Here is a 22862-nt window from a genome sequence, read left to right as displayed (position 1 = left end):
GATCCGCGCATGCGCAAGGAGCCCGATGTGAGCGACCATGACCAGTCCCTCTGGCTGAACACCTGCCGCGAGCATGTGGCCAGAACCCCTCTGACCGACGATCTGACAGTCGATCTTGCCGTGATCGGTGGCGGCTATACGGGCTGCTCTGCGGCTTTGACGGCGGTACAATCGGGGGCGTCGGTGGCGCTGCTAGAGGCGCACGAGATCGGGCATGGTGGGTCGGGTCGCAATGTGGGCTTTGCCAATGCGGGGCTATGGCTGCCACCGAACGAGATCCGGACGCATCTCGGGGCCGAGGCGGGCAATCGCCTAATCGACCTTTTGGGCGCTGCACCGGGGGACGTGTTCGACCTGATCGCGCTGCACGGGATCGATTGCGAGCCTGTCCGCAACGGCACCCTGCATTGCGCGCATTCGGGGGCGGGGTTCAAGGACTTGCAAAACCGCCATGCGCAGCTCAAGGCGGCAGGCGCGCCAGTGGAGCTGTTGAGCACCGATCAGGCCGGGCAACGCACCGGCAGCGCAGCCTTTCACGGGGCGCTTTTCGATCCGCGGGCGGGAACGATTCAGCCACTGGCCTATGTGCGGGGCTTGGCCCGCGCCGCGACTCAGGCCGGGGCGCAGATCTTTACGCATAGTCCGGTTCTCTCTCTGTCCCATGATGGCGATGTCTGGATCCTCACAACAGCCCAAGGCTCTGTCCGGGCGAAGGCTCTGATACAGGCCACGAATGCCTATCACCGGGGCATGCCGGATACCGCGCCCGCCTATGTGCCGGTTTATTACTTTCAGTTTGCCACGGCCCCTTTGTCGGACAACCTGCGCGCCAGTATCCTGCGCGGGGGCGAAGGGGCGTGGGATACCGGGTTGATCATGACGTCTTTCCGGCTGGATCAGGACGGGCGGTTCATCATCGGCGCGATGGGGGATCTTGGTCATGCAGGAAGCAGTGCCCATAAGGCGTGGGCGAAACGCAAGATAGCGGCGCTTTATCCGCAGCTGGCCGACCAGCCTTTGGTGCAAGGTTGGCACGGGCGGATCGCAATGACCTCGGACCACATTCCGAAAATCACGCGGATCGGCCCGAATGCGCTGGCGGCGCACGGGTTTTCAGGGCGTGGGATCGGGCCGGGGACTGTTTTTGGTCGCCAGATGGCCGACAGTTTGCTACGCGATGATCCCGCCCTCCTGCCCGTTCCGCCAGTTGAGGGATACCGCGAAAGCTGGACCGGGCTGCGGCGCGCATATTTTGAGACCGGTGCGGCGCTGACGCATCTCATCAAAGCCCGGTTCTAAACCGCCCCCTTCATAGTGCGGCGGCAATCCGTTCGATCCGGCCGCGCAGCCAGCGATGGGCCGGGTCATTCGCCGATCTCTGGTGCCAGACCATGTAGATCGAGACCTCCTCACACGTGAAAGGCAACGGCGCGCAATCCAGCGCCGCCAACGGCCCGCGTTTCATCAAGGCGGTGTCGGTCGAGATTAGGTCGCTGCCTTTCACAAAGGACGGGATGGCGTTGAAATGGGGCAGGGTGACGGTGGGCGGTCTGATCTGGCTCTGGTCCACGCCGCGCATCACCGCGCGCGAGCTTCGACCATCGGCGAACCGCACCTCGACATGTTCGGTGCTGCAATAGACGTCCCAACTGTCCGGCGGTTTGCGCTGTGCGGCGTCATAGAAGATCATCAGCGGGCTGCTGAGGATGCGTTTTTGAAAAATGTCCGGCCCGTCGGGCGGAAGCGGTGTCAACATCAACTGGCATCGGTCGCTGCGCAGAAGGTCCGGGTCCGGCACGCCCGATGGGATGAACCCCAGATGCAGGCCAATGCCTTCAGATCGCGCGGCCCGAAGCAGAGTGGGAAAGATCAACTCGCGCGGCATGTCGTTGGTGGCGATCTGGATCTGCATCTGTTCGGCTTGCGGATCAAAGGGGCGGTCTTCGGTCAGGGCGCGCATCCCGTCCAGAACATGCTGAACCGGGTCTTTCAGCGCCAAGGCGCGCTCGGTCGGGGTCAGGCCCTGGCCCGAGCGCACGAATAGCGGATCGCCCAGAACCTGCCGCAGCTTAGCCAGCGTATGGCTGATGGCCGATTGCGTGACGCCCAACCGGTCGGCCGCCTTCGAGACCGAGCTTTCCTCGAGAATGGTCAGGAAGACACGAAGGACCTTGCCGTCCAGATCGGTAAAATCAATATTACTCATACCATCTATGATTATTCATGAATGGTTTTGAGGTCCATGGCGGATTAGGGAAAGCTGAACCCAACAGGAGGCACAGGATGGCAATCCGCTTTTTCTCGGACAAGAACAGGCCCGTTCACATGGGCGGCTATCCGTCAGAGCGGCTGGCACGGCAAGCGGAAATGCCTGATCTGTCGGCGGTGCCGCCGATGCAGTCGCTCAGCTTTCATCGCTCCAAGCGCCCGGAAAGCATCGTCAACGCGATGGGGGAGTTTCAGGCGATGCTGGACACGATCCGCGATGGGTTCGTGAATCCTGTGGTCTCCGAGGTGCCTGCTGACGTGACCGAGCGCGCCAACCATCTAAAAGCGTTTGGCTATTTCAATGATGCCTCGATGATGGGGTGTGGTCCTCTGCCGCGCGAGGCATTGTTGACCGAACCCCGCCGCAACTCCGATATTGACCGTCTGGCCCATGCGCTGAAGACACGGCAGACCAAGACGCTGGCTTCGGGGATCGACCTGATCATGGCCGATCTCAAAGAAAGCATGGAGGCCACGCCGCGCCCGATGGACACCCATCGCCATGCAATTGTCTTTCTGTACGAACACAACCGCGACCCGGACCCCAACGAGACCGGCGCGGATTGGATCATGGATGCGCAGGATCACCGGGCCTGTCTGCTGGCGACCGAGAATGCGGTGGTCGTGGCCAACTACCTGCGCGTTCTGGGCTTTGATGCGCGGGCGCATACGGTCATGTCCTCTGAGGTTGATCTGGGTAAGCTGGCCGTCGCGGCGGGGCTGTGTTCGGTCGAAGACGGAGAGCTGGTCGCGCCGTGGCTGGGTAAACGGTTCGGACTGGCTGCCGTCACAACCGAGATGGAGATCGCCCACGATCAACCCTTGCGGTCCATGAAAGATCAGCCATGGTTCCGCACTCAGGGCCCTTCATGGTGGCTGGGCACGGGGTTCGCCAAGAACGCACTGAACCGCGATCCTTACGCCGAGCGGCGCTATGTGGACGGGGCGCATCCGTTCGAAAACCTCAAGCGGGTTGATGCGCCCACCACCTATATTGATGAGGAAAACGTGGCCCGCGTCCCCAAGCGCGCTGACATGTTTGCCCGCGCGCAGTTCGGGGATATGGGCAAGCATCTGCAAGACGGGGCCAAGGGCGGGTATTATGTACGTAAGGCCGCGCCCAGTACCGCGCAACGCCGCGCGCTGGGCGCGTTTGTGCTGTTGCAGGATGGGGAAAGCGCCGATACCGCGCCACCAACCGATGCCGCGCGCAATGCGGCGAATATCAAGGCGGCCACGTATTTTCTGGGGGTCGATGCGGTGGGTCTCAGCCCGTGTCCGGACTGGGTGTGGTATTCCCACGATGCAACGGGCGAAGAGATCACACCGCCGCACGATCAGGCCATCAGCATGATCATCGACCAGGGTTATGAGACGATGGAGGGTGCCAGCGGCGATGACTGGATCAGTGTCGCGCAGTCGATGCGCGCTTATCTGCGGTTTTCGTTACTGGGTGGAGTGATCGCGCAACAGATCCGCAATCTGGGCTATAAGGCCCGCGCGCATACGGTGATGGATGGCGAGGTGTTACAGCCGCCACTGCTGTTGTTGTCTGGGCTGGGTGAGGTCAGCCGGATCGGAGAGGTGATCCTGAACCCCTACCTCGGCCCGCGTCTGAAATCCGGCGCGGTGACGACCGATATGCCAATGGCGCATGACAAGCCGATCGATTTCGGCCTGCAGACCTTCTGCGAAAGCTGCAACAAATGCGCCCGCGAATGCCCTTCGGGTGCGATCACGGCCGGGCCGAAGCTGATGTTCAACGGCTATGAGATCTGGAAGTCTGACAGCCAAAAATGCGCCACCTACCGGGTGACCACGCCGGGTGGGGCGATGTGCGGGCGGTGTATGAAGACCTGCCCTTGGAACCTTGAGGGCATCTTCAAGGAACGCCCCTTCCGCTGGGCCGCTATGAATATTCCCAAGGCCGCTCCCGCGTTGGCGCGGTTGGATGATGCCGTGGGCAATGGCGGGCTGAACGACGTCAAGAAATGGTGGTGGGATCTGGAGCTGCAACCGGACGGGGCCTATCGCCCGACCGACCAACCGCTGAACCGGCGCGATCTGCAAACCGATCTGGACCTGAAATATGAGGATCAGACTCTGGCCGTTTACCCTGCCTATCTGGCTCCGCATCCCTGGCCCTATCCGTTCGCCATGGACCGCGAGGCTGGGATCGCAGCCTATCAGGCTATGGTGACGGCCGAGGAATACAAAGCCCGCAAGGCGGCGGGCGATCTGTCGGTGATCTACCGCTATACCATCGCGGGCGATGCCCCGGTTATGCGCGTCGCACTGACCAAGGTCGACAAGATGACTGCGGATGTGACCAAGTACGAATTCTCGACGCTGGACGGCTCGCCACTGCCCGAATGGACGGCGGGCGCGCATCTGGACGTGCTGGTCGCGCCGGAATTCCTGCGGCAATACTCCATGTCCGGCGATCCGTCCGACCGCGCCACCTATCAGATTGGTGTGTTGCGCGAGGATGAGGGACGCGGTGGCTCAGCCCTGCTGCACCGCATTTTCAACGAGGGGCGGAAAGTTTTCATCTCGAAACCCATCAACCATTTCGAACTGGACGAGGGCGCAACGAAGACCTTCTTGATGGGCGGCGGGATCGGCATCACTCCGATGATCGCTTTTGCCCACCGTCTGCATGCTTTGGGCAAACCGTTCGAGCTTCACTATTCCGCCAGTACCCGTGCCGGGGCCGGGTATCTGAAGGATCTGGCAGCGATGCCTTGGGCGGATCACGTACACTATCATTTCTCGGACGAAGGCACACGGGCCGATTTGGATGTAATCCTGCAGGGGTATCAGGATGGATGGCATGTCTATACCTGCGGTCCTGATCGCTTTATGGACGGAGTTATGCAAGCAGCTAAGCGTCAAGGATATCCCGACGAGGCGCGGCATCTGGAGTATTTCTCGGTTCCGGAACAGCCGGACTATGAGAATCACGCTTTCACCCTGCGGCTGGCAAAATCGGGCCGCGATCTGACTGTACCCGCCGACAAAGACGCCGCGCAGGTGATGAACGAGGCTGGCATTCACGTCGATGTGAAATGCGCCGATGGCATCTGTGGAGTTTGTAAATGCGGCGTGATTTCGGGTGAGGTCGAACACCGCGATTTCGTTTTGTCCAAAAAACAACGTGAGAGCGCTATCATCCTATGTCAAAGCCGGGCGGCACAGCCGGATGGTGTGATCGAGATCGACCTCTGAGCCAAGGTTGGGAAACGAAATTCTGAAACGCAAAAATTGGTCGCTCTGGCCATGGACGTTACGGCACGGCTGCACTAACGTCCCCAGCGAACCCTAGTGAATCCTGATCAACAGGTGCGAGGTATTTTCATGGATTATCACAGCCCCGCCAGTTTTGCCGAGGCGTCGGCTCTGGCTGCAAACGCAACGGGGGTCACCCGCTTTTTGGCCGGAGGCACGGACGTTCTGGTGCAGTTGCGCTCGGAACTGGTCACGCCCGATACGCTTATCGACATCAAAAAGATCGACGGCGTCAGCGATATAACCCGCAACGCGGACGGCAGTTGGACACTGGGTGTTGCTGCCACAGGTGCCGAGATGAGCGAGCACCCTGAGTTGGGCAGCGACTGGCCTGGCGTGGTCGAAGCGATGGACCTGATCGGATCGACTCAGGTGCAGGGACGCGCGACGCTGACCGGAAACCTGTGTAATGGCTCTCCGGCGGCGGATTCGGTGCCTGCGATGGTTGCCGCTGGTGTGACCGTTTCTGTCACAGGCCCAGATGGAACGCGTGATGTGGCTGTCGAGGAAATCCCAACCGGACCCGGCAAGACCTCGCTGTCCAAGGGTGAGGTGATCTCGGCTGTGAAAATCCCCGCACGCGGAGACAACGCTGGCGACGCCTATCTGCGGTTCATCCCGCGCACTGAGATGGACATCGCCGTTGTTGGCGTAGGTGTCAGCCTGCGTCTGGACGGTGATACCGTGACTGAGGCCCGCGTCTCGCTGGGCGCGGTTGCGCCGACTGTCCTGCTGGTTGAAGACTGTGCCAAGGCCATCATCGGCAGCACTCTGGACGATGCTGCGCTGGACGCGCTGGCGGCTGCGGCATCGGCCGCCTGTAACCCAATCGACGACAAACGCGGCACGATCGCATTCCGCACCGAGGTCGCTGGTGTTCTGGCCAAGCGCGCCGCGAAGATCGCCTATGCCCGCGCGAAGGGAGAGAAAGCATGAGCAAGCTCCACGTAACGACCACCGTGAACGGCGATGAGGTCGATTTTCTGTGCGACCCGCGCGAAACCCTGCTGGACTGTCTGCGCGACAAGCTGAACCTGACCGGCGCGAAAGAGGGCTGCGGCACCGGCGATTGCGGTGCCTGTTCGGTCACTGTGGATGGCCGTCTGGTCTGTTCCTGCCTGATGCTGGGCGCTGAGGCCGAGGGTAAGACCATCGAAACCGTCGAAGGTATCGCCGATGGTGACGTGCTGCACCCGCTGCAACAGAAGTTCATCGAACATGCCGCCCTGCAATGCGGCATCTGCACGCCGGGCATTCTGGTGGCCGCCAAATCGCTGCTGGAGAAAAACCCCAACCCGACCGAGGAAGAAACCCGGTACTGGCTGGCGGGTAATCTGTGCCGCTGCACCGGCTATGACAAGATCATTCGCGCCGTCATGGAAACGGCAGAAGAATTGCGGGAGGCTTCGTAATGGCTCTGGACGATCGTAAAACGGATTTCACTTTTGTCGGCACCCGCCCGAACCGCCCCGACGGTTTGGACAAGGTAACGGGCCGCGCCAAGTTCGGTGCGGATATGTCTGCGCCCGGTATGCTGCATGGCGCGATCCTGCGCTCGCCCCACGCCCATGCGCGGATCGTGAAAATCGACACCTCAAAGGCTGAGGCGCTGAAAGACGTCAAAGCCGTGGTGACACGCGCTGATTTCGCCGACGTGCCGTTCAAACCCGGTTTGGCTGGCGAATTCTGGAACGTGCTGGAAAACGTCATGGCGGGCGAGAAAGCTCTCTATGATGGTCATGCGGTGGCTGCGGTGGCGGCGACTTCGGCACTGGCCGCGCGGGATGCGCTGAAGCTGATCGAGGTCGAGTATGAGGTATTGCCTCATGTAACGGACGTGGACAAAGCGATGGCCCCGGATGCGCCGGTCATCCGCGAAGGTGCGGCAGATTATTCCGTGCCCGAAGGGATGCACCCCAACGTTGTGCGGTATCACGAAAGCGGTCATGGCGATGTCGACGCGGGCTTTGCCGAGGCAGATTTGGTCCTCGAAGACAGCTTTGTCACCGAGGCGACCCATCAGGGCTATATCGAGCCGCACGCCTGTCTTGGCCTGCTGGGCAATGACGGCAAAGGTGAGCTGTGGTGCACCACCCAAGGCCACTGGATCGCGCAAAAGACCTGCGCGGCGTTGCTGGGAATTGAGACCTCGCAGCTGCGCGTAACTGCGTCCGAGATTGGCGGCGGTTTTGGCGGCAAGACCACGGTCTTCATCGAACCGGTCGCGCTGGCGCTGAGCCGCAAGGCGAACCGCCCGGTCAAGCTGGTCATGACCCGATCCGAAGTGTTCCGGGCGACAGGGCCAACCGCCTCGGCCTCGATGGATATCAAGATTGGCATGAAGAATGACGGCACGATTACCGCAGCATGCGGCGAGTTCCGTCTGCAAGGCGGCGCGTTCCCGGGTGCGCCGGGCGATATGACCGCCATGTGTGCCTTTGCGGCCTATAATCTGACCAACGTCAAACAGATCGGCTATGACGTAATGGCCAACCGTCCCAAGCAAGCCGCTTATCGCGCGCCGGGCGCGCCGATGGGGGCTTTTGCGGTCGAGTCGGTCATTGATGAGATGTGCAACAAGCTGGGCCTCGACCCAATTGAGGTGCGTTTGAAGAACGCCGCGCATGAGGGCACCAAGGCCAGCTATGGCCCGCGCTATGAACGCATCGGTCTGGTGGAAACGCTCGAGGCCGCCAAGGCGCATCCGCATTATTCGGCGCCGTTGAAGCCGGGGCAGGGACGCGGCGTCTCCTGCGGCTTCTGGTTCAACCACGGGGGTGAAACCTCGGTAACCTTGGCGTTGTCCGAAGACGGATCAGCCCAGTTGATGGTGGGCACGCCCGACATTGGCGGCTCGCGCGCGTCGATGGCACTGATGGCGGCTGAGGTGCTGGGCATTCCATATGAGAACATCCGTGTCACCGTCGCAGACACCGCAACGCTGGGGTATAATGACGTCAGCCACGGTAGCCGGGTGACCTATGCTTCGGGTCTGGCGACGATCAAGGCGGCGCGCCATGCTGTCGAAAAACTGTGCGAACGTGCAGCGGCCAAATGGGATATCCCGGTTGAAGCCGTGAAGTGGGAAAACGGTTGCGCCGTGCCTTCGGGCCCGAACGCGGGCGACTTTGACCCGATGCCGCTGGCAGATATCACTGCCAAAATGGGACGCACCGGGGGTCCGATCTCGGGCCATTTTGAGGCGACGCCCGAAGGCGCAGGCGTGTCCTTTGGCACCCACATTGTTGACGCCGAGGTCGACCCGGAAACCGGCAAGACCACGATCACCCGCTATACGGTCATTCAGGACGCCGGTAAGGCGATCCATCCGACCTATGTCGAGGGCCAGTTCCAGGGCGGTGCCGCGCAAGGTATCGGCTGGGCGCTGAATGAGGAATATATCTATGGCGAGGATGGACGGTTGCAGAACTCGATCTTCCTTGACTATCGCATTCCGGTCGCCAGCGACCTGCCCATGATCGACACGGTGATCGTCGAAGTGCCCAACCCCGGCCACCCCTTCGGTGTGCGCGGCGTGGGTGAGACGGGCATCGTGCCGCCCTTGGCCGCCATCGCCAATGCTGTGTCCAACGCAGCTGGCGTGCGGATGAAGCAACTGCCGATGTCCCCGCCGCGCATTCTGGCGGCGCTCAAGGACAATGGTTGAGGTCCACCTCTGGTCCGGCCTCCGGTCTTTGACCGGGGGTCAGCAGGTGGTGGAGGTCGAGGCCAAAACCACCGGCGATCTGTTGCAGGAACTGATCCGGGCGCATCCGCAACTGGAAGGCCCAATCGAGGCGGGAGTGTCCATCGCCATCGACGGACGCGTCATCGCAACCGGTCTGACCGAACCGATCCCTGAAGGCAGTGAAGTTTACCTGATGCAGCGTCTGCGCGGCGGTTAGGACGGCGACCAAGGCTCGCGCCCAACCATGCGGTCGGCCTCGGCCGTGATGTCATTCATATGTTGTTCAAGGCTAAGGCGCAGGGCCTCAATCTGCTCGTCAGACGCTTTGCGCGGCACGGTTTCCGTCCATTCTCGGCACAGAAACACGCCCTTGTTGCGCCAGGGGCGCGGCATCAGCAACCGGTCCCATGTGCCTGCCTCGCGACCATGTTCCGCGGAAAAAGTAATCCCGAACACCCGCTTGCCCGAGGTCCTCGCCCAGACCAAAGGCACCGTGGACAACACCCTTTCCGGCCCGCGCGGACCGTCGGCGGCGATGCCGATGGAAATGCCGTGCTTCATTTTGCCGATCACTTCGCGCGACACGGCAATGTTGTTCGATTTCTTGCTGGTCATGGCAATCGTGTCCATGCCGAACAATTTCTGCACGCGACCAACCATGCTGCCGGCTCGAGCAGACGAGGTGATGGAGCAGATGGGCCCCTTGTCCAGCGGGTAGAAATAGGGCGATTGCGCCAGCCTTTGGTGCCACAGCACCACAATGACCGGTTCGCCCTGCTCGGCCAACTGGTCCAGTTCCTCATAGCCAATACGCTGCCATTCGGTGTTGCGATTGACCAGCCGGATATACCACGCAATGCGCCGCGCAGCCCAGTTCAACAGGGCTTCACTATCAGCGATCTTCTTGCGGATACTCACGAGCGGGGTCCTTCTGCCAAGCAAATTGTGTCTTATAGAACTCAACGCCATGCGCAACTTGTTTGTCGCATGGGTTTAGAGCGACGGAATCTGAAAAAGCCTCTTGAGTCCGCCGCGCGGCTGGCATATCTGATGCGCACCTTAGGGGTATAGCTCAGTTGGTAGAGCGACGGTCTCCAAAACCGTAGGTCGCGGGTTCGAACCCTGCTGCCCCTGCCATTTCCCAATGTTGCTGACATCCACGCTCCATTTTGGGCCATTCCTTTGCATTCCGGTTTCCTCGGCCCGGCGATTGGCATATTGTCCGGCGAAACACCCAAGGACCGGATGAGGATACATGTCGCGTTTCGATGGATATTTCCTGCGGCAATTGCTGATTCTGTTCGGCTTTTTCACGTTGGTTCTGGTGGGGGTCTTCTGGATCACCCGTTCGGTCAGCCTGTTTGATCGTGTGATCAGCGGCGGTCAATCGGCGATGGTGTTTCTGGAATTCACCGCGCTGACCCTGCCGACCCTGATCCGAACGGTGATGCCCATGGCTGTGTTTGCCGCCGCCGTTTATGCCACCAACCGCCTGAGCCGCGAAAGCGAGCTGACGGTTATGTTGGCGACGGGCTCCAGCCCATGGCGTCTGGCGCGGGCAGTATTTCTGTTCGGGCTGGTGACAGGTTTGATGATGGCCGCGATCAGTGTGTTCCTGCGCCCGGCTTCGGTCGAACAGCTTGAACAGCGACAGGCCGAGGTCGCAGGAGATGTCACCGCGCAGCTTCTGAACGAGGGTGAGTTTCTACATCCTGCCAGCGGCGTAACGGTTTATATCGGACGGATTGACCTGGATGGTACACTATACGAAGTCTTCGTCTCGGACCGCCGGGATCGGGCCAGTACAGTCACCTATTCCAGTAAAACCGCTTATCTGGTCAACAATGGCAGCGGCATTCATCTGGTTATGGTGGACGGGGTGGCGTTGCGCTTGGATCAGCAGGGCAGGACCTTATCATCGACCCTGTTCGAGGATGCTTCATACGACATATCCGAACTGGCTCATGGCAACGATATGAGCCAACGAAGTCTTGAGGCGATCCCGACCCTTGAATTGTTGGAAAACCGTCAGGCGTTGACCGCAAACGAAGGGTTCAGCGAAGGAGAGCTGGTGGATGAACTGCACCAGCGGTTCTCATGGATTGCCATCTGCGTAGCGGTGGCCATGGCGGGATATGCAACCCTGATGCTGGGCAGCTTTTCCCGTTTCGGTTTGTGGCCGCAGATTTTTGGGGCGTTTACTATTCTCGTTTTGCTGGAAGGTGTTCGGGGGTTCGTGTCGCCTATTGTGATCGACGATCCCGCGCTGTGGGCGGTTCTCTACCTGCCCGCCGTGATCGGCATCCTCATATCCTGCCTGTTCTTGCTGATTGCGGGGCGTCCACTATTGCGGAAAAAGCCGCGAGAGAGCGATCTCGCCTGGCCGCAGGCCTAAGCCGTCCGCAATTCCTGCAGGCAATTTAGAACATCACTAAATGCTGGGCTGTCGCGGCGCGTGACCAGATAGAGCGGCAACATCAGGTCATAGGCATCTGCAACGGGCGTGACCTCCCCAGAATGAAGGTGTTCCGCGATGACATAATGTGGGAAATACCCCAACCCACCGCGCCGCAGGACATAGCGTAGGGCCATCATGCAATTGCCCAGAAACACCGTCTGGCCCGAAGCCCGATGCGCGGTGGATCGAATGTGATTCTGATAGACCTCCCCCAGTTCCAAATTGACGAAAATCGGGTCAGTTCCGGCATCAGGGGTCTGGACCAGCACCAGTCGCTCGGGTGGCACTTCGTGAAACATGACCCGTCTGTCCGACGGTTTCTCATGGGTCAAGGCCGCGTCAAGAACATGGGTGGCTACCGCATCAACCATATTCAGGTCATGATCATAGTTGAGCGTCAACAGCAGCTGCCCCAGGTTGTCCTCATAGCGGATTGCCAGATCGACCAGCAGCGGGTCCCAGATGCTCAGTTGCGCGCCCAGGCGCAGGGCGACCCGGTTCTGCGACTGCACGGGCAGATCGCGTGAGGCAAAGGACCAGAGCGACAGCATCTGTTCAGCATAGGGCCGGAACTGCCGCCCGAATTCGGTCAGGCCGGTCCCGCCTGCACCACGGGTGAACAGGGCTTTGCCGGTTTCATCCTCGATCAGACGAATGCGGGCGCTGACAGCGGTTTGCGTCACGTTCAGCTTGCGGGCGGCAGCGTGGAAGCCTCCGGTCTCGGCGACGCACAGAAAGGTCTCAAGGGCTTTGATTTGCATATTGAAAGTATTTTTTGATCGAAGTGATAAAATCAATTCATTTTTTCGGTCAGTTTAGGTGCGGTAAGCTTTCGTAAACGGATCGATGAAAGGACCGCTTCCATGCTGGACAAAAGCCACAAACCCACTTGGACCAGTTTCGAAGAGGCGACAAAGGCCGATTGGGATGCGGTCATGGACTATGAAGAGGCGTACAACGCCGCTTTGCCTGACCGTATTCTGGACGCTATCCGGTCGCTGGACGAGGAGTGGACGCCATACCCGGTCAACCGCTATCAGCATAGTTTGCAGGCCGCGACCCGCGCTTACGAAGATGGGGCCGATGAGGAACTGGTGGTCGCTGCTCTGATCCATGACACCGGCGATATCCTGTCGCCCTACAATCACGGTGAGCTGTCAGCGGCGATGATGAAGCCCTATGTCAGCGAGAAGACCTATTGGATTTTGAAACATCACTGTGTGTTTCAGGGCTACTACTATAACCACCACCTTGGCGGCGATCGCAACGCCCGCGACAAGTACCGCGACAGTCCTTATTGGGAGGACTGCCGCTATTTCTGCCATGAATACGATCAGAAGGCGTTCGACCCAGACTACGCGACCAAACCGTTGGAGTTCTTCGAGCCCATGTTGCGCCGCGTGTTGAACAAGGGCGAAGGGCACATGGAGCTGAACGAAACCTCGGAAAGCTAGCAGGCCGCCATCAGGCGATAGACGATCTGAGCTGCAGTGAAGTCCCAGGCGGCATTGCCGTCGGGGGCCAGTTCGACCACGTCAAAGCCCACGCATTTGCGGTCTTTCAGAGCGTGTTCGACCAGCCGCAGGGCTTGGTAATACCCAAGCCCGCCCGGAACCGGGGTGCCGGTGGCCGGCATCAACGAGGGGTCCAGACCGTCCACGTCAAAGCTGACATAGACCAGTTCGGGAAAATCCTCGGGCAGGTCGACGGCGTGGATATTGCCTGTGACCAGCTCCTCGGCATCCACATGGAAGACGTGGTTTTTCAGACGGCTGTGCGCCTCTTCGGTGGAAAAGGCACGGACGCCGAATTGGGCCAGTTTGATGCCCTCTTCGGTCAGCAGATGCATGACTGAGGCGTGCGAGTGTTTCTTGCCCTGATAGGCGTTGCGCAGGTCCGCATGGGCGTCGATCTGCACGATGCCGATGGGTTGGTTCAGCGCCCGCGCCACGCCCATCACCGCGCCGTAGCTGAGGGAATGCTCTCCGCCTAGCGTTACTGGAACTTTGCCTGCGCGAATTGCGGCCTCGGTGCGTTGGGCGAGGCGCTCCATCACGTCAGGGAGGGGGCCTTCGCAATCCAGCGGGTTTTCGGTGAAAATGCCCTCGACGCAGGGCTCGGTATGGCCGGTGATACGCTCCAGTTCGTTGCTGGCTTCGATGATGGCTTCGGGGCCTTTGGCGGTGCCCGCGCCGTAGGACACGGTGCGCTCCAGCGGTACGGGGATCACGCGGAACCGGGCGTCTTCGCTGCGCTCAGCGGCGGTCAGTTCACTGTCGAGGAAAATGCTCATGAGAGGCGGTCCTTAAAGTCGTCATAGCCGAATTGTTTGATAATCTTCAGCGCGTCCGTTTCGCTGTTCCAAAGGGCGATTGTGGGCAGGGGTACCCCGTTGAACGTGTTGGTCTTGACCATCGAGTAATGCGCCTGATCGAGGAAGGCAAAGCGCTGCCCTATCTCCAGCGGTTTGTCCCATGTGTAGTCGCCAATCACGTCACCAGCCAGACAGGAGGGGCCACCCAGACGGTAGGTATGACCTGCTTCGGCCTCGTCCATCAAGGCGGGGCGATAGGGGGCCTCGATCACGTCGGGCATGTGGCAGGTGGCCGAGATATCGGTGATGGCGAGGTTCATACCATTGGTGGGCAGATCGAGGATTTCGCCGACCAGAATACCCGCGTCCAGCGCAACGGCCTCGCCGGGTTCGAGGTAGATGGCGACATCGTATTTCGCGCGGATGGATTTGATGAAAGTCACTAGCCCATCCCGGTCGTAGTCATCGCGGGTAATATGGTGACCGCCGCCGAAATTCAGCCATTTGAGCTGTTTGATGAACGGTTTGAGCTTGGGCTCGACCGCTTCCCACGTGCGTTGCAAAGGTTCGAACCCCTGTTCGCAAAGCGTGTGCATGTGCAGCCCGTCGACTCCGATCAGTGTGTCTTCGGACAGTTGGCTGACGGGTGTCCCGAGGCGCGAGCAGGGCGCGCAGGGATCGTATTTGGGTATCTCGCCTTCGGAATGTTCTGGATTGATGCGCAGACCGACCTGCACATTGGCCGCTTGGGCTTTTGCCAGGAAGCGATCTTTTTGCGCAGGCGAGTTGAAGATGATGTGGTCGGACAGGGACAGGATTTCGTCGATGTCGGCGCCCTTGTATCCGGCGCAAAAGGTGGCGACCTCACCGCCGTATTCCTCGCGGCCCAGCCGCGCTTCGTAGATGCCGCTGGCGCAAGTGCCGCCGAGGTGGTGGCGGATCAGAGGGGCTAGTGAGAACATCGAAAACGCTTTGAGCGCGCTGAGGACATGTGCGCCGGACCGGGTGCCGATCTCGGAGAGAATGGTCAGGTTCCGCTCGACCGCTTTTTCGTCGACCACAAAGCAGGGTGTGGGGACGCGGCTGAGGTCGAAATTGCGGAAGGCGCCGGCGTCTCCGGCTTGGGTGGTCATCATGTCGGACATGTCGGGCGTCTCCGATTTTGGAGAAGCCGGGGGGCCAGCCCCCCGGACCCCCCGGGATATTTATGGCCAGATGAAGTTCTGGATCTAGAATTCGACCGGGCCGTCAAGTTCGTGGACCTGCCATGGCAGGCCGTGATTGTTCAGCATGTCCATGAAGTCGTCCGGGTCGAGCTGTTCCATGTTCCAGACGCCCGGCTCGGTCCAGTTACCTTTCAGGACCTGTGCCGCGCCGATCATCGCAGGGACGCCGGTGGTGTAGCTGACGGCCTGGGAGCCGACCTCGGCATAGCATTCCTCGTGGTCGCAGATGTTGTAGATGTAAAAGGTCTTCTCGCCCGAGCCGTCTTTGGCCTGACCCGTGGCGATGTCGCCGATGCAGGCCTTGCCCTTGGTTTCCGCGCCCAGATCGCCGGGGTCGGGCAGTAGGGTTTTCAGGAACTGGATTGGGATGATTTCCTTGCCGTCATGCATCACCGGGTCGATGCGGGTCATGCCGACGTTTTCCAGCACCTTGGCGTGGGTGATATAGGCGTCGCCGAAAGTCATCCAGAAGCGGGCGCGCTCGATCTCGGGGAAGTGGGTGCTGAGGCTCTCCAGTTCCTCGTGATACATGAGGTACATGTTCTTGGGACCGATGGCGGGGAAGTCAAACTCGACCTTGTGGGTCATGGCCGGGCTGGTTTTCCATTCGCCGCCTTCCCAGTGGCGCACTTCGGCCAGCACTTCGCGCAGGTTGATCTCGGGGTTGAAGTTGGTGGCGAATTCCTGATCGTTGCTGCCGCCATTGGCGTCTAGCACGTCGATCTGGCGGATTGTGTCCAGCTTGTGTTTCTTGAGCCATTTGGCAAACACGCTGGTCACGCCCGGATCAAAGCCCGAACCGAGGATGGCGGTCAGGCCCGCCGCTTTGAAACGTTCCTGATAGGCCCATTGCCAGTGGTATTCGAACTTGGCCTCGTCCTCGGGCTCATAGTTCGCGGTGTCGATGTAGTGGATACCGGCCTCAAGACACGCATCCATCAGCACCAGATCCTGATAGGGCAGGGCGAGGTTTACGAGGATCTCGGCCCCGGTTTCCTTGATCAGTTTGACCGTGTCTTCGACCTTGTAAGCGTCGAGTGCGGCGGTCTTGATCTCAACGCCGACGCGTTCTTTCACGGCTGCGGCGATGGCATCGCATTTCGATTTCGTGCGGCTGGCCAGAGTGATCTCGGTGAAGATATCCGAATTCATCGCCATCTTGTGCACGGCTGCGTGGGATACGCCGCCCGCGCCGACAACCAGTGTTTTGCCCATGGTCTGTCTCCTTCTTATTCGTAATAGGTGTAGCCGTTGATGGAGTCGCGATAGGCGCTCATCAGGGTTTTACGGTCCTTGGCTTGCAGAGTACCGGTCGAGATCGCCTCGTCCACCATTTTGCGGAAGGCGGCAACACAGTCTTGTGGGTCGAACTCGACATAGGACAGGACCTCGCTGATGGTGTCGCCCTCTTGCTCGTGCAGCAGGTCAAAGCCGCCATCGGCACGCAGGTCGATGGTGACGACATTGGTGTCTCCGAACAGGTTGTGCAAATCGCCCAGCGTTTCCTGATAAGCACCGACGAAGAAGACGCCCATGAAGTACTCGCCGTCCTTGGGCAGGGAATGCACAGGCAGGCTGGGTGAGACACCGTCGGCCAGAATGAATCGGTCGATCTTGCCGTCGCTGTCGCAGGTGATGTCTGACAAGACGGCGCGGCGGTCGGGGGTTTCGTTCAACCCTTGGAGCGGCACGATCGGGTGTAGCTGGTCGATCGCCCAGACATCGGGCAGGGATTGGAACAGCGAGAAGTTGCAGTGGTAGATATCGGCCACTTTCTCAAGCTGATCGTCTACATCCGTGTCCAGATCATCGCTTGCGGCCAGCGCCTTGAGGCGGGCCATCAGCGACAGATAGATACGCTCGGCGCGGGCCATCTGGCGCAGGTCGACATAGCCGCGACGGAACAGGGCGCGCAGTTCGTTGCGGTAAAAGGTCGCGTCGTTCCAGCATTCTTGCAGACGATCTTGGCTGAGGTATCCGTGAACGGCAGCAAGGTCCGAAACCAGATGGTTGTCGTCAGGTTCCACATCCGGTGCGGTCGGTGCATCGTAAAGCGTGCTTTCCAGCACATTGAACACCAACATCGAGGATGTCGCCACCACCGCACGACCGCTTTCGGTGACCAGCGTTGGGTGGGCGACTTCGGCCTCATCCATCGCGTAGGCGACGGTCTCGACGACGTTGGCGCAGTATTCCTCGACAGTGTAGTTGATCGAGTTCTCAGCGGCCTTTTTCTCACCGGTATAATCCACGCCCATACCTCCGCCGAGGTCCAGATGGGTCAGCGGTACGCCCTCGCGGGTAAGTTCAGTGTAATAGCGGCAAGCTTCGCCGACGGCGCGGCGCACATCGTTGACGTCTTGCACCTGAGAGCCCAGATGCGAGTGTTGCAGCTTGAGGCAGTGTAACAGGCCCGCCGCTTTTAGTTTGTCCACCGTGGCGACTAGCTGGTCGGTGTTCATTCCGAAGGCCGAGCGATCGCCCGAGCTTTCTTCCCATTTTCCGCTGATCTGGTTGGTCAGTTTTACCCGCACGCCGATCAGCGGTTCGATGCCCAGATCGTTATAGACCTCGATCACCGTGTCGGCCTCTTTCGGGCTTTCCAGAACGATGACGGTGTTGAAGCCGATCTTGCGGGAAAGAATGGCCAATTGGATGAATTCGGCATCCTTGACGCCATTGCAGACGATCAGTGCCTCGGGGGCCAGACGATGGGCCAGCGCCACAACCAGTTCGGGCTTGGAGCCCGCTTCCAGCCCATAATTGTATTTCTTCCCGAACTCGACGATCCGGTCGACGACCTGTGCCTGCTGGTTCACCTTGATGGGGAAAACACCACGATAGGCGCCCTTGTAGTTAACGCGCGCGATGGCATCGCGGAAGCTTTCGTTCAGATGCGCAATCTCGTGTTCCAGATACGAGGTTACGCGCAGCACCATCGGGGCCTTGATCCCCCGGTCGTCCAGATCGGACAAGATACCGGGCAGGCTTATTGCGGCGGCTTCGGGGTGTATCGGGTTGCGCAAACCGATCTCGCCCTGCTCTGTCACCTCGATGAGGCCCTTGCCCCATTTTTCAACCCCGTAGATGGAATGCGGTGCGTCGGGCGTCTGTTTCAATCAAGTCAGTCCTTAACGTAGGGTGCCGGTTTAGCGCCCGCCAATACGGCAGCAATTTGATTCGTCCAAGTGTAATCTATGTATCGCGAATTGCCGAATTTAGGCCAAGGTGCGGATTGGGATCAAGTGGTTGTCCCAATGGCATTTGGCGCGCGCCATGATGTGGGCACCCTCGGTGATCTCTCCGACCGCGCCGGTGCCTGTGGTAAAGACAAATCCCTGCTCGGCAGAGCCGATGCCGCAGACATCCGTCAAGGAATAGGCCGCAGTCAAATTGCCGGTTTCGACATCGAATTGATGCAGCGCGTTTCCTCGGGGGCAGGTGATGGCGACGGTTTTGCCATCACTGGCGAAAGCGATGCTGCCCGCGTAGCCCTGAAGGGTGCTCTGTTCTCTCTCGGGCGCGGTCAGCAGGCGCGGGGCCGTGCCGGGCCGGTGCAGGCCCAGCAACGGCGGGTGCCGTGTTTTGTCCCCTTGCCATTGCAGCGCAAAGGCCACCAGGCCGTCGGGCCGGACAGCCAGATGGCGGATCGAGTTTCTGTGCAGCGCGCGCGGCAGTTCCATTTGTTCTATAACCGCGCCAGAGTGGTCCAGATAGGTCAGGTTGGGGCGCATGACGGGCAGGTTCAGCTTGGTGCGCCCTGTTTCGGGATGGGTTTCGATGCCGCCATTGGCCACAACAAGTGTTTGGCCGTCGGGCATCAGGCGCATGTCATGGGGGCCGATGCCGCCCGAGGGGAACTCACCCAATCGCGCGTAATCTCCGGTATTCCAGACGCCGATCACGCCTTGGCCTGCCTCATAGTCGTTTTCTGTGGTGTAGAGCGTCGCCCCATCTGCCGAAAACACGCCGTGGCCGTAGAAATGGCGGTCTTCTGGCGCGTCCAACCGGGCGGTTTGGGCTCCGGTTGCGCAATCGATCACCAACGCAAAAGTGCCCGGTCGGCGGGCAAATGCCACCGCCTGCGCGCGCTGAGGGTGCGCGGCCGCCGCGTGACCCCTTGCTGGCAAGGGTAACGTGAACAGAATATCTCCCTCGGCACTCAGCCCCGCCAGCCGGTAAGAGCCATCGGGAAACAGCGCCGCCGCCAAGTAGTCGGGCGCGCCGACCGCTGCCCAACCGCCTAAGGGTGTCATGCTGGCGGCGGCAAGCCCGGCAAGAAAATGGCGGCGGCTGGTCATGGTCAGTCACCGTCCAGTGCGTTGAACCCGGCGCTGATGCCCAGGGTCGGGCCCAGATCATTTGCGGCAATCTGGCGGATATCGTTGATCGACTGTTGCAGCGCCTCGATGCGTAGACGGCCCAGCGGGTTGGCCACGCCCGCAAATGCAGGGTCGTTCAAGGCTTGCGCGCGGGCGATCGCATTGTCGAACGCGCCGTCCATGTCTGCCGCAATGGCAGGATGATCCGCAGACAGGCGCATGGCCAGATCACGCAGAGTGATCAGCGACAGTTCCACATGGCGCAAGGACCGCGCAGACCGGCGCGCCTCGGCCCTCTTTGGACGGGGGCGGTCGAATGTGCCCAGCGGGCGTCCAAGGCGGGTCTCGGACGTGAATTGAAGGCCGGTGGACAGTGCCTTGTATAGCTCTTGCAGGGCTTCGTTTTCAGACCGATAGGGGCTGTTGCCGCCGGAGTGTGTCACGTGTTCGGCAAAGGGCTGCCAGTCCTCGGCGATGGCCTTTGCGTTGCGGTCGATGTCAGTTGTGATCGCGCGGATCAGGGCGCAGCGATAGGGGGCTTGGCCCTGATCAGCAAAGGCGGGATCAAAGAGCATCATCTCCAGCGCGAAAAACCCGCGCCCGGCGATGGAGGTTTCGGCAAAGGCCTTGGGGCTTTCTACAACGGGGTCGCTGGTCGAGATCAAACCGCTCAGGGCCTTGGGCGTGAATCCCTTGGTGTCGGGCCAAAAGGCCAGCGCAAAGGCGCGGTCGTCCCGTTCAGACGGTCCGAACCGAAGGTGACTGACCAAGATCCAATCGTCGAATGCGCCATGGAATGCGGCCCGCAGGTCAGGTGATGCAGGATCGCATCCGGCCTGCGCGGTCGCGGCCAAAGTGGCGGTCGTCTCGGATAGTCTCGCATAACCGGGCAGAACGTGTGCTTCGACCACGTCCGTCAGAATCGCAGCACTGTCCTGCGCTGTGGCGGGCAGGGGCAAAGCCAAAGCAAGGGCAAGAAACAGCGGGCGCATCAGAGGCTCTCCAGAAAGCGGATCAGGGCGTCTCGGTCAAGCTTGGGCATCGACACAACCGTATCGCGCGCCGCTTGCGCCTCGCCCCCGTGCCACAGGACCGCCTCCAGCAGGGATCGCGCCCGCCCGTCATGCAGGAATTGGGTATGACCCGAAACCTGCTGGGTCAGGCCAATACCCCACAGCGGCGGCGTGCGCCATTCCCGGCCCGTTGCGCGCGCCTCGGGGCGATGATCGGCCAGACCTTCGCCCATGTCGTGCAGCAGCAAGTCGGTATAGGGCCAGATCAGTTGGAAACTGTGTTCAGGCCGGTCCTCCATACGGTGCGTGACGTAGGCAGGGGTGTGGCACAACGCACAGCCGGTCTGGTGGAAGACCTGCTTTCCGCGCAGCACTTGCGGGTCGTCTGCATCTCGACGTTCTGGCACCCCAAGATTGCGGCTGTAGAAGGCCACAAGGTCCATACCCTGCTGATCAATCTCGAACACACGGTCGTCGCCATCGCCATGCGGGGCATTCACGCAGTTCTCCTGCAACTCCGTGCAGTCACCATGGGCCGCAGGGAACAGAGGGCTGGATATCCCGATGTCTCCGGCAAAGGCACCTGCCGATTGCTCCAAGATAGTCGGCATCCCAGCCTTGTAGCCGAACCGCCCCATCATCGGCGCATCGAATTCGGTCGACCACACAATGTTGGGGCGGCCTGAGATACCGTCCCCATCACCGTCTTCTGGGTCGGCCTTGGCCAGTATATCCCCGACCGGGATCGCTTCGAGCAGACCCAGCCCGATCATCTGCGGTGCCACGCGTGGGCTGAGCATCGCCTGCGGGTGCAGCGGCCCATAGCCCAGATCAGCGGCGGTATAGGTCGGTGCGCGCAACGTGACCGTCTCACCATCCAACAGTTCGACAGGGACGTCCGTGTAGGTGATGTCCAGCCGGTATTCTGCCGGGTGGCCGGGCAGGGCGAGGTCCTGCATCTGACCGCCGTAGTTTGGCTCTGGCTGCGTGGCGACATAGTCCGCGATCTCGGACTGGCCCGCCCCGCCAGGGATTGAGACGCGCAGGAACATCGACACCGCGCTGTCCTGTGGGCCATTCGGCGTATGGCCGCGCCCGTCCTTGATGTGGCACCGCTGGCACGACCGCGCGTTGTAAAGCGGCCCCAACCCGTCCGAGGCCAGTGTCGATGACGGCGACGAAACCCAAATCTTCTTGAACAGCCCGTTGCCGACTTTGAAATCCAACTCCTGCTCAAACTCCAGATTGCCCGATGGTTGCGAGAACGCATCCGCATCCGCGCGCAACCGCACTGTGGCCTCCCCTGCCGGCAAGTCCTCGAACCGTTGCGGCACGCTGAAATCCTCGGGCGCGGCGGTGACATCCGCGATCCGGGCGGCCTCGTCTTCGGTTCTGGGCTGGAAGTTGAGGTGCAGGTCCTGCAACTCGGTCGGGAAAGAGGGGGTGGCCGCCAAAGCCGCCACCGCCACGATCGAAAGCTTACTCGCCTTCGTCCATTTTCGATGCATTGAGATGCGCATAATTGGCTTCGCCAATCCTTTCATACAGATCAAGCTGCGTTTCGAGGAAGTCGATGTGACCCTCTTCATCGCTGATCAAGCCTTCAAACAGGGACATGGTCACATAGTCCCCCGCCTCGCGGCAGTATTCGCGGGCCTCCACATACAGGGCGCGCGCGTCGTGTTCGGCTGCCAGATCACATTCCAGAGTTTCCTTGGGTGTCTGCCCGATGCGAAGTGGGTCCAGCTTTTGCAGGTTGGGATGGCCTTCCAGAAAGATGATCCGTTCGATCAGCTTGTCCGCGTGGCCCATCTCCTCGATGCTTTCCTCGCGACTTTTCTTGGCCATGTGACCAAGGCCCCAATCCTCCTGCAAGCGGTAGTGAAGCCAATACTGGCTGACCGCCGTCAGCTCATGCCGCAGGGATTTGTTGAGGTATTCTATGACTTTGGGATCGCCCTTCATGTGCTTTCTCCTGTGATGCTGCGGACCGCAATGTCCGAAGCTGCATGGGGATTTCCAGCTTATCGTTGGACCGCATCGTGTCTAGGAAAAGTGGCATGCATCCGCCACAATCCGCTGATTTTCCAAGGGCATGATAGATCTTGCCGGGGGTGATCACCGCATGGGAATCTGATGCGCGCATCCAGTCGATCGCGGCGCGGATGTCTGCGTCCGAGATGTTGGTGCAATGGCAAACGATCATGGCAGAACGCCTTTAGCTGCTTATTCTGACTATAATAGTCGGTTAATTGCTGAATGTCCTGCGGCAAACCGTCTACCAG

Annotated in this window: 20 protein-coding genes and 1 tRNA gene; 9 read left to right on the top strand and 12 right to left on the bottom strand. The window is 60.5% G+C overall.

Features of this window, described 5'->3' with window-relative positions; all coding sequences use genetic code 11:
- Positions 1–27: 27 nt before the first annotated feature.
- Entirely contained in the window at positions 28–1299 is a 1272-nt protein-coding gene (locus GOV80_RS18435; RefSeq protein WP_336510175.1) for an NAD(P)/FAD-dependent oxidoreductase, read from the top strand.
- 10 nt (positions 1300–1309) lie between these two features.
- On the opposite strand, the gene GOV80_RS18430 is transcribed toward GOV80_RS18435, so the two are convergent.
- Entirely contained in the window at positions 1310–2206 is an 897-nt protein-coding gene (locus GOV80_RS18430) for a LysR family transcriptional regulator (RefSeq protein ID WP_170786899.1), read from the bottom strand.
- Between the two features lie 77 nt (positions 2207–2283).
- Between GOV80_RS18430 and GOV80_RS18425 the strand changes: the two genes are divergently transcribed.
- The 5 genes from GOV80_RS18425 (at position 2284) to GOV80_RS18405 (ending at position 9461) form a co-directional block, all read left to right on the top strand.
- Positions 2284–5496: a reductive dehalogenase gene (locus GOV80_RS18425; protein WP_170786897.1), complete on the top strand. Its 3213-nt coding sequence runs from the start codon at positions 2284–2286 to the stop codon at positions 5494–5496.
- A 129-nt stretch (positions 5497–5625) separates the two neighbouring features.
- On the top strand, positions 5626–6492 hold the full coding sequence (locus tag GOV80_RS18420; RefSeq protein ID WP_170786895.1) for an FAD binding domain-containing protein: 867 nt from the start codon (positions 5626–5628) through the stop codon (positions 6490–6492).
- Entirely contained in the window at positions 6489–6968 is a 480-nt protein-coding gene (locus GOV80_RS18415) for a (2Fe-2S)-binding protein (RefSeq protein WP_170353362.1), read from the top strand. The genes GOV80_RS18420 and GOV80_RS18415 overlap by 4 nt, the downstream gene beginning before the upstream one ends.
- On the top strand, positions 6968–9223 hold the full coding sequence (locus GOV80_RS18410) for a xanthine dehydrogenase family protein molybdopterin-binding subunit (RefSeq protein WP_170786893.1): 2256 nt from the start codon (positions 6968–6970) through the stop codon (positions 9221–9223). Before GOV80_RS18415 ends, GOV80_RS18410 begins: the two co-directional genes overlap by 1 nt.
- Complete coding sequence (locus GOV80_RS18405; protein WP_170786891.1) at positions 9216–9461, top strand: MoaD/ThiS family protein; 246 nt, start codon at positions 9216–9218, stop codon at positions 9459–9461. The genes GOV80_RS18410 and GOV80_RS18405 overlap by 8 nt, the downstream gene beginning before the upstream one ends.
- Here GOV80_RS18405 and GOV80_RS18400 read toward each other — a convergent pair.
- Positions 9458–10162 carry a DUF374 domain-containing protein gene (locus tag GOV80_RS18400; protein WP_170786889.1) on the bottom strand — a complete coding sequence of 235 codons (705 nt, stop codon included), beginning with the start codon at positions 10160–10162 and terminating at the stop codon, positions 9458–9460. The genes GOV80_RS18405 and GOV80_RS18400 overlap by 4 nt on opposite strands.
- Before the next feature lie 143 nt (positions 10163–10305).
- On the opposite strand from GOV80_RS18400, the gene GOV80_RS18395 reads away from it, so the two are divergent.
- Both GOV80_RS18395 and lptF read left to right on the top strand, forming a co-directional pair.
- Positions 10306–10381 (top strand) — tRNA-Trp (locus GOV80_RS18395).
- 118 nt (positions 10382–10499) lie between these two features.
- Entirely contained in the window at positions 10500–11639 is a 1140-nt protein-coding gene (lptF, locus tag GOV80_RS18390; protein WP_170786887.1) for an LPS export ABC transporter permease LptF, read from the top strand.
- Here the strand turns inward: lptF and GOV80_RS18385 are convergent.
- Positions 11636–12463, bottom strand: a complete 828-nt coding sequence (locus tag GOV80_RS18385; protein WP_170786885.1) for a LysR family transcriptional regulator — start codon at positions 12461–12463, stop codon at positions 11636–11638. The genes lptF and GOV80_RS18385 overlap by 4 nt on opposite strands.
- 102 nt (positions 12464–12565) lie before the next feature.
- Here GOV80_RS18385 and GOV80_RS18380 point away from each other — a divergent pair, with 102 nt between their 5' ends.
- Entirely contained in the window at positions 12566–13156 is a 591-nt protein-coding gene (locus GOV80_RS18380; protein WP_170786883.1) for an HD domain-containing protein, read from the top strand.
- Here GOV80_RS18380 and speB read toward each other — a convergent pair.
- From speB to GOV80_RS18335, 9 genes are all read right to left on the bottom strand, one after another.
- A complete protein-coding gene (gene speB / locus GOV80_RS18375) occupies positions 13153–13995 on the bottom strand; it encodes an agmatinase (RefSeq protein WP_170786882.1) in 843 nt (280 codons plus the stop codon). The two genes, GOV80_RS18380 and speB, sit on opposite strands and share 4 nt — an antisense overlap.
- Positions 13992–15161, bottom strand: coding sequence for a carboxynorspermidine decarboxylase (nspC, locus tag GOV80_RS18370; RefSeq protein ID WP_170786881.1), 1170 nt, complete (start codon positions 15159–15161; stop codon positions 13992–13994). Before nspC ends, speB begins: the two co-directional genes overlap by 4 nt.
- 84 nt (positions 15162–15245) lie before the next feature.
- Complete coding sequence (locus GOV80_RS18365; RefSeq protein ID WP_170786880.1) at positions 15246–16457, bottom strand: saccharopine dehydrogenase family protein; 1212 nt, start codon at positions 16455–16457, stop codon at positions 15246–15248.
- A 14-nt stretch (positions 16458–16471) separates the two neighbouring features.
- The gene (speA, locus tag GOV80_RS18360) at positions 16472–18361 is read right to left on the bottom strand and encodes a biosynthetic arginine decarboxylase (RefSeq protein ID WP_170786879.1); all 1890 of its coding nucleotides are present in this window, start codon (positions 18359–18361) and stop codon (positions 16472–16474) included.
- Between the two features lie 99 nt (positions 18362–18460).
- The gene (locus GOV80_RS18355) at positions 18461–19543 is read right to left on the bottom strand and encodes a DUF1513 domain-containing protein (protein ID WP_170786878.1); all 1083 of its coding nucleotides are present in this window, start codon (positions 19541–19543) and stop codon (positions 18461–18463) included.
- Positions 19544–19545: 2 nt separating this feature from the next.
- On the bottom strand, positions 19546–20556 hold the full coding sequence (locus tag GOV80_RS18350; RefSeq protein ID WP_170786877.1) for an imelysin family protein: 1011 nt from the start codon (positions 20554–20556) through the stop codon (positions 19546–19548).
- Positions 20556–22085 carry a di-heme oxidoreductase family protein gene (locus tag GOV80_RS18345; RefSeq protein ID WP_170787054.1) on the bottom strand — a complete coding sequence of 510 codons (1530 nt, stop codon included), beginning with the start codon at positions 22083–22085 and terminating at the stop codon, positions 20556–20558. Before GOV80_RS18345 ends, GOV80_RS18350 begins: the two co-directional genes overlap by 1 nt.
- Entirely contained in the window at positions 22057–22542 is a 486-nt protein-coding gene (bfr, locus tag GOV80_RS18340) for a bacterioferritin (protein WP_170773884.1), read from the bottom strand. Before bfr ends, GOV80_RS18345 begins: the two co-directional genes overlap by 29 nt.
- Positions 22490–22783, bottom strand: a complete 294-nt coding sequence (locus GOV80_RS18335) for a (2Fe-2S)-binding protein (protein ID WP_170773887.1) — start codon at positions 22781–22783, stop codon at positions 22490–22492. Before GOV80_RS18335 ends, bfr begins: the two co-directional genes overlap by 53 nt.
- Positions 22784–22862: the final 79 nt, after the last annotated feature.

Origin of the sequence: Ruegeria lacuscaerulensis, from assembly GCF_013034685.1 — a bacterium.
Classification (GTDB): Bacteria; Pseudomonadota; Alphaproteobacteria; order Rhodobacterales; family Rhodobacteraceae; genus Ruegeria; species Ruegeria lacuscaerulensis_B.
This window is presented reverse-complemented; position numbering and strand designations above follow the sequence as displayed.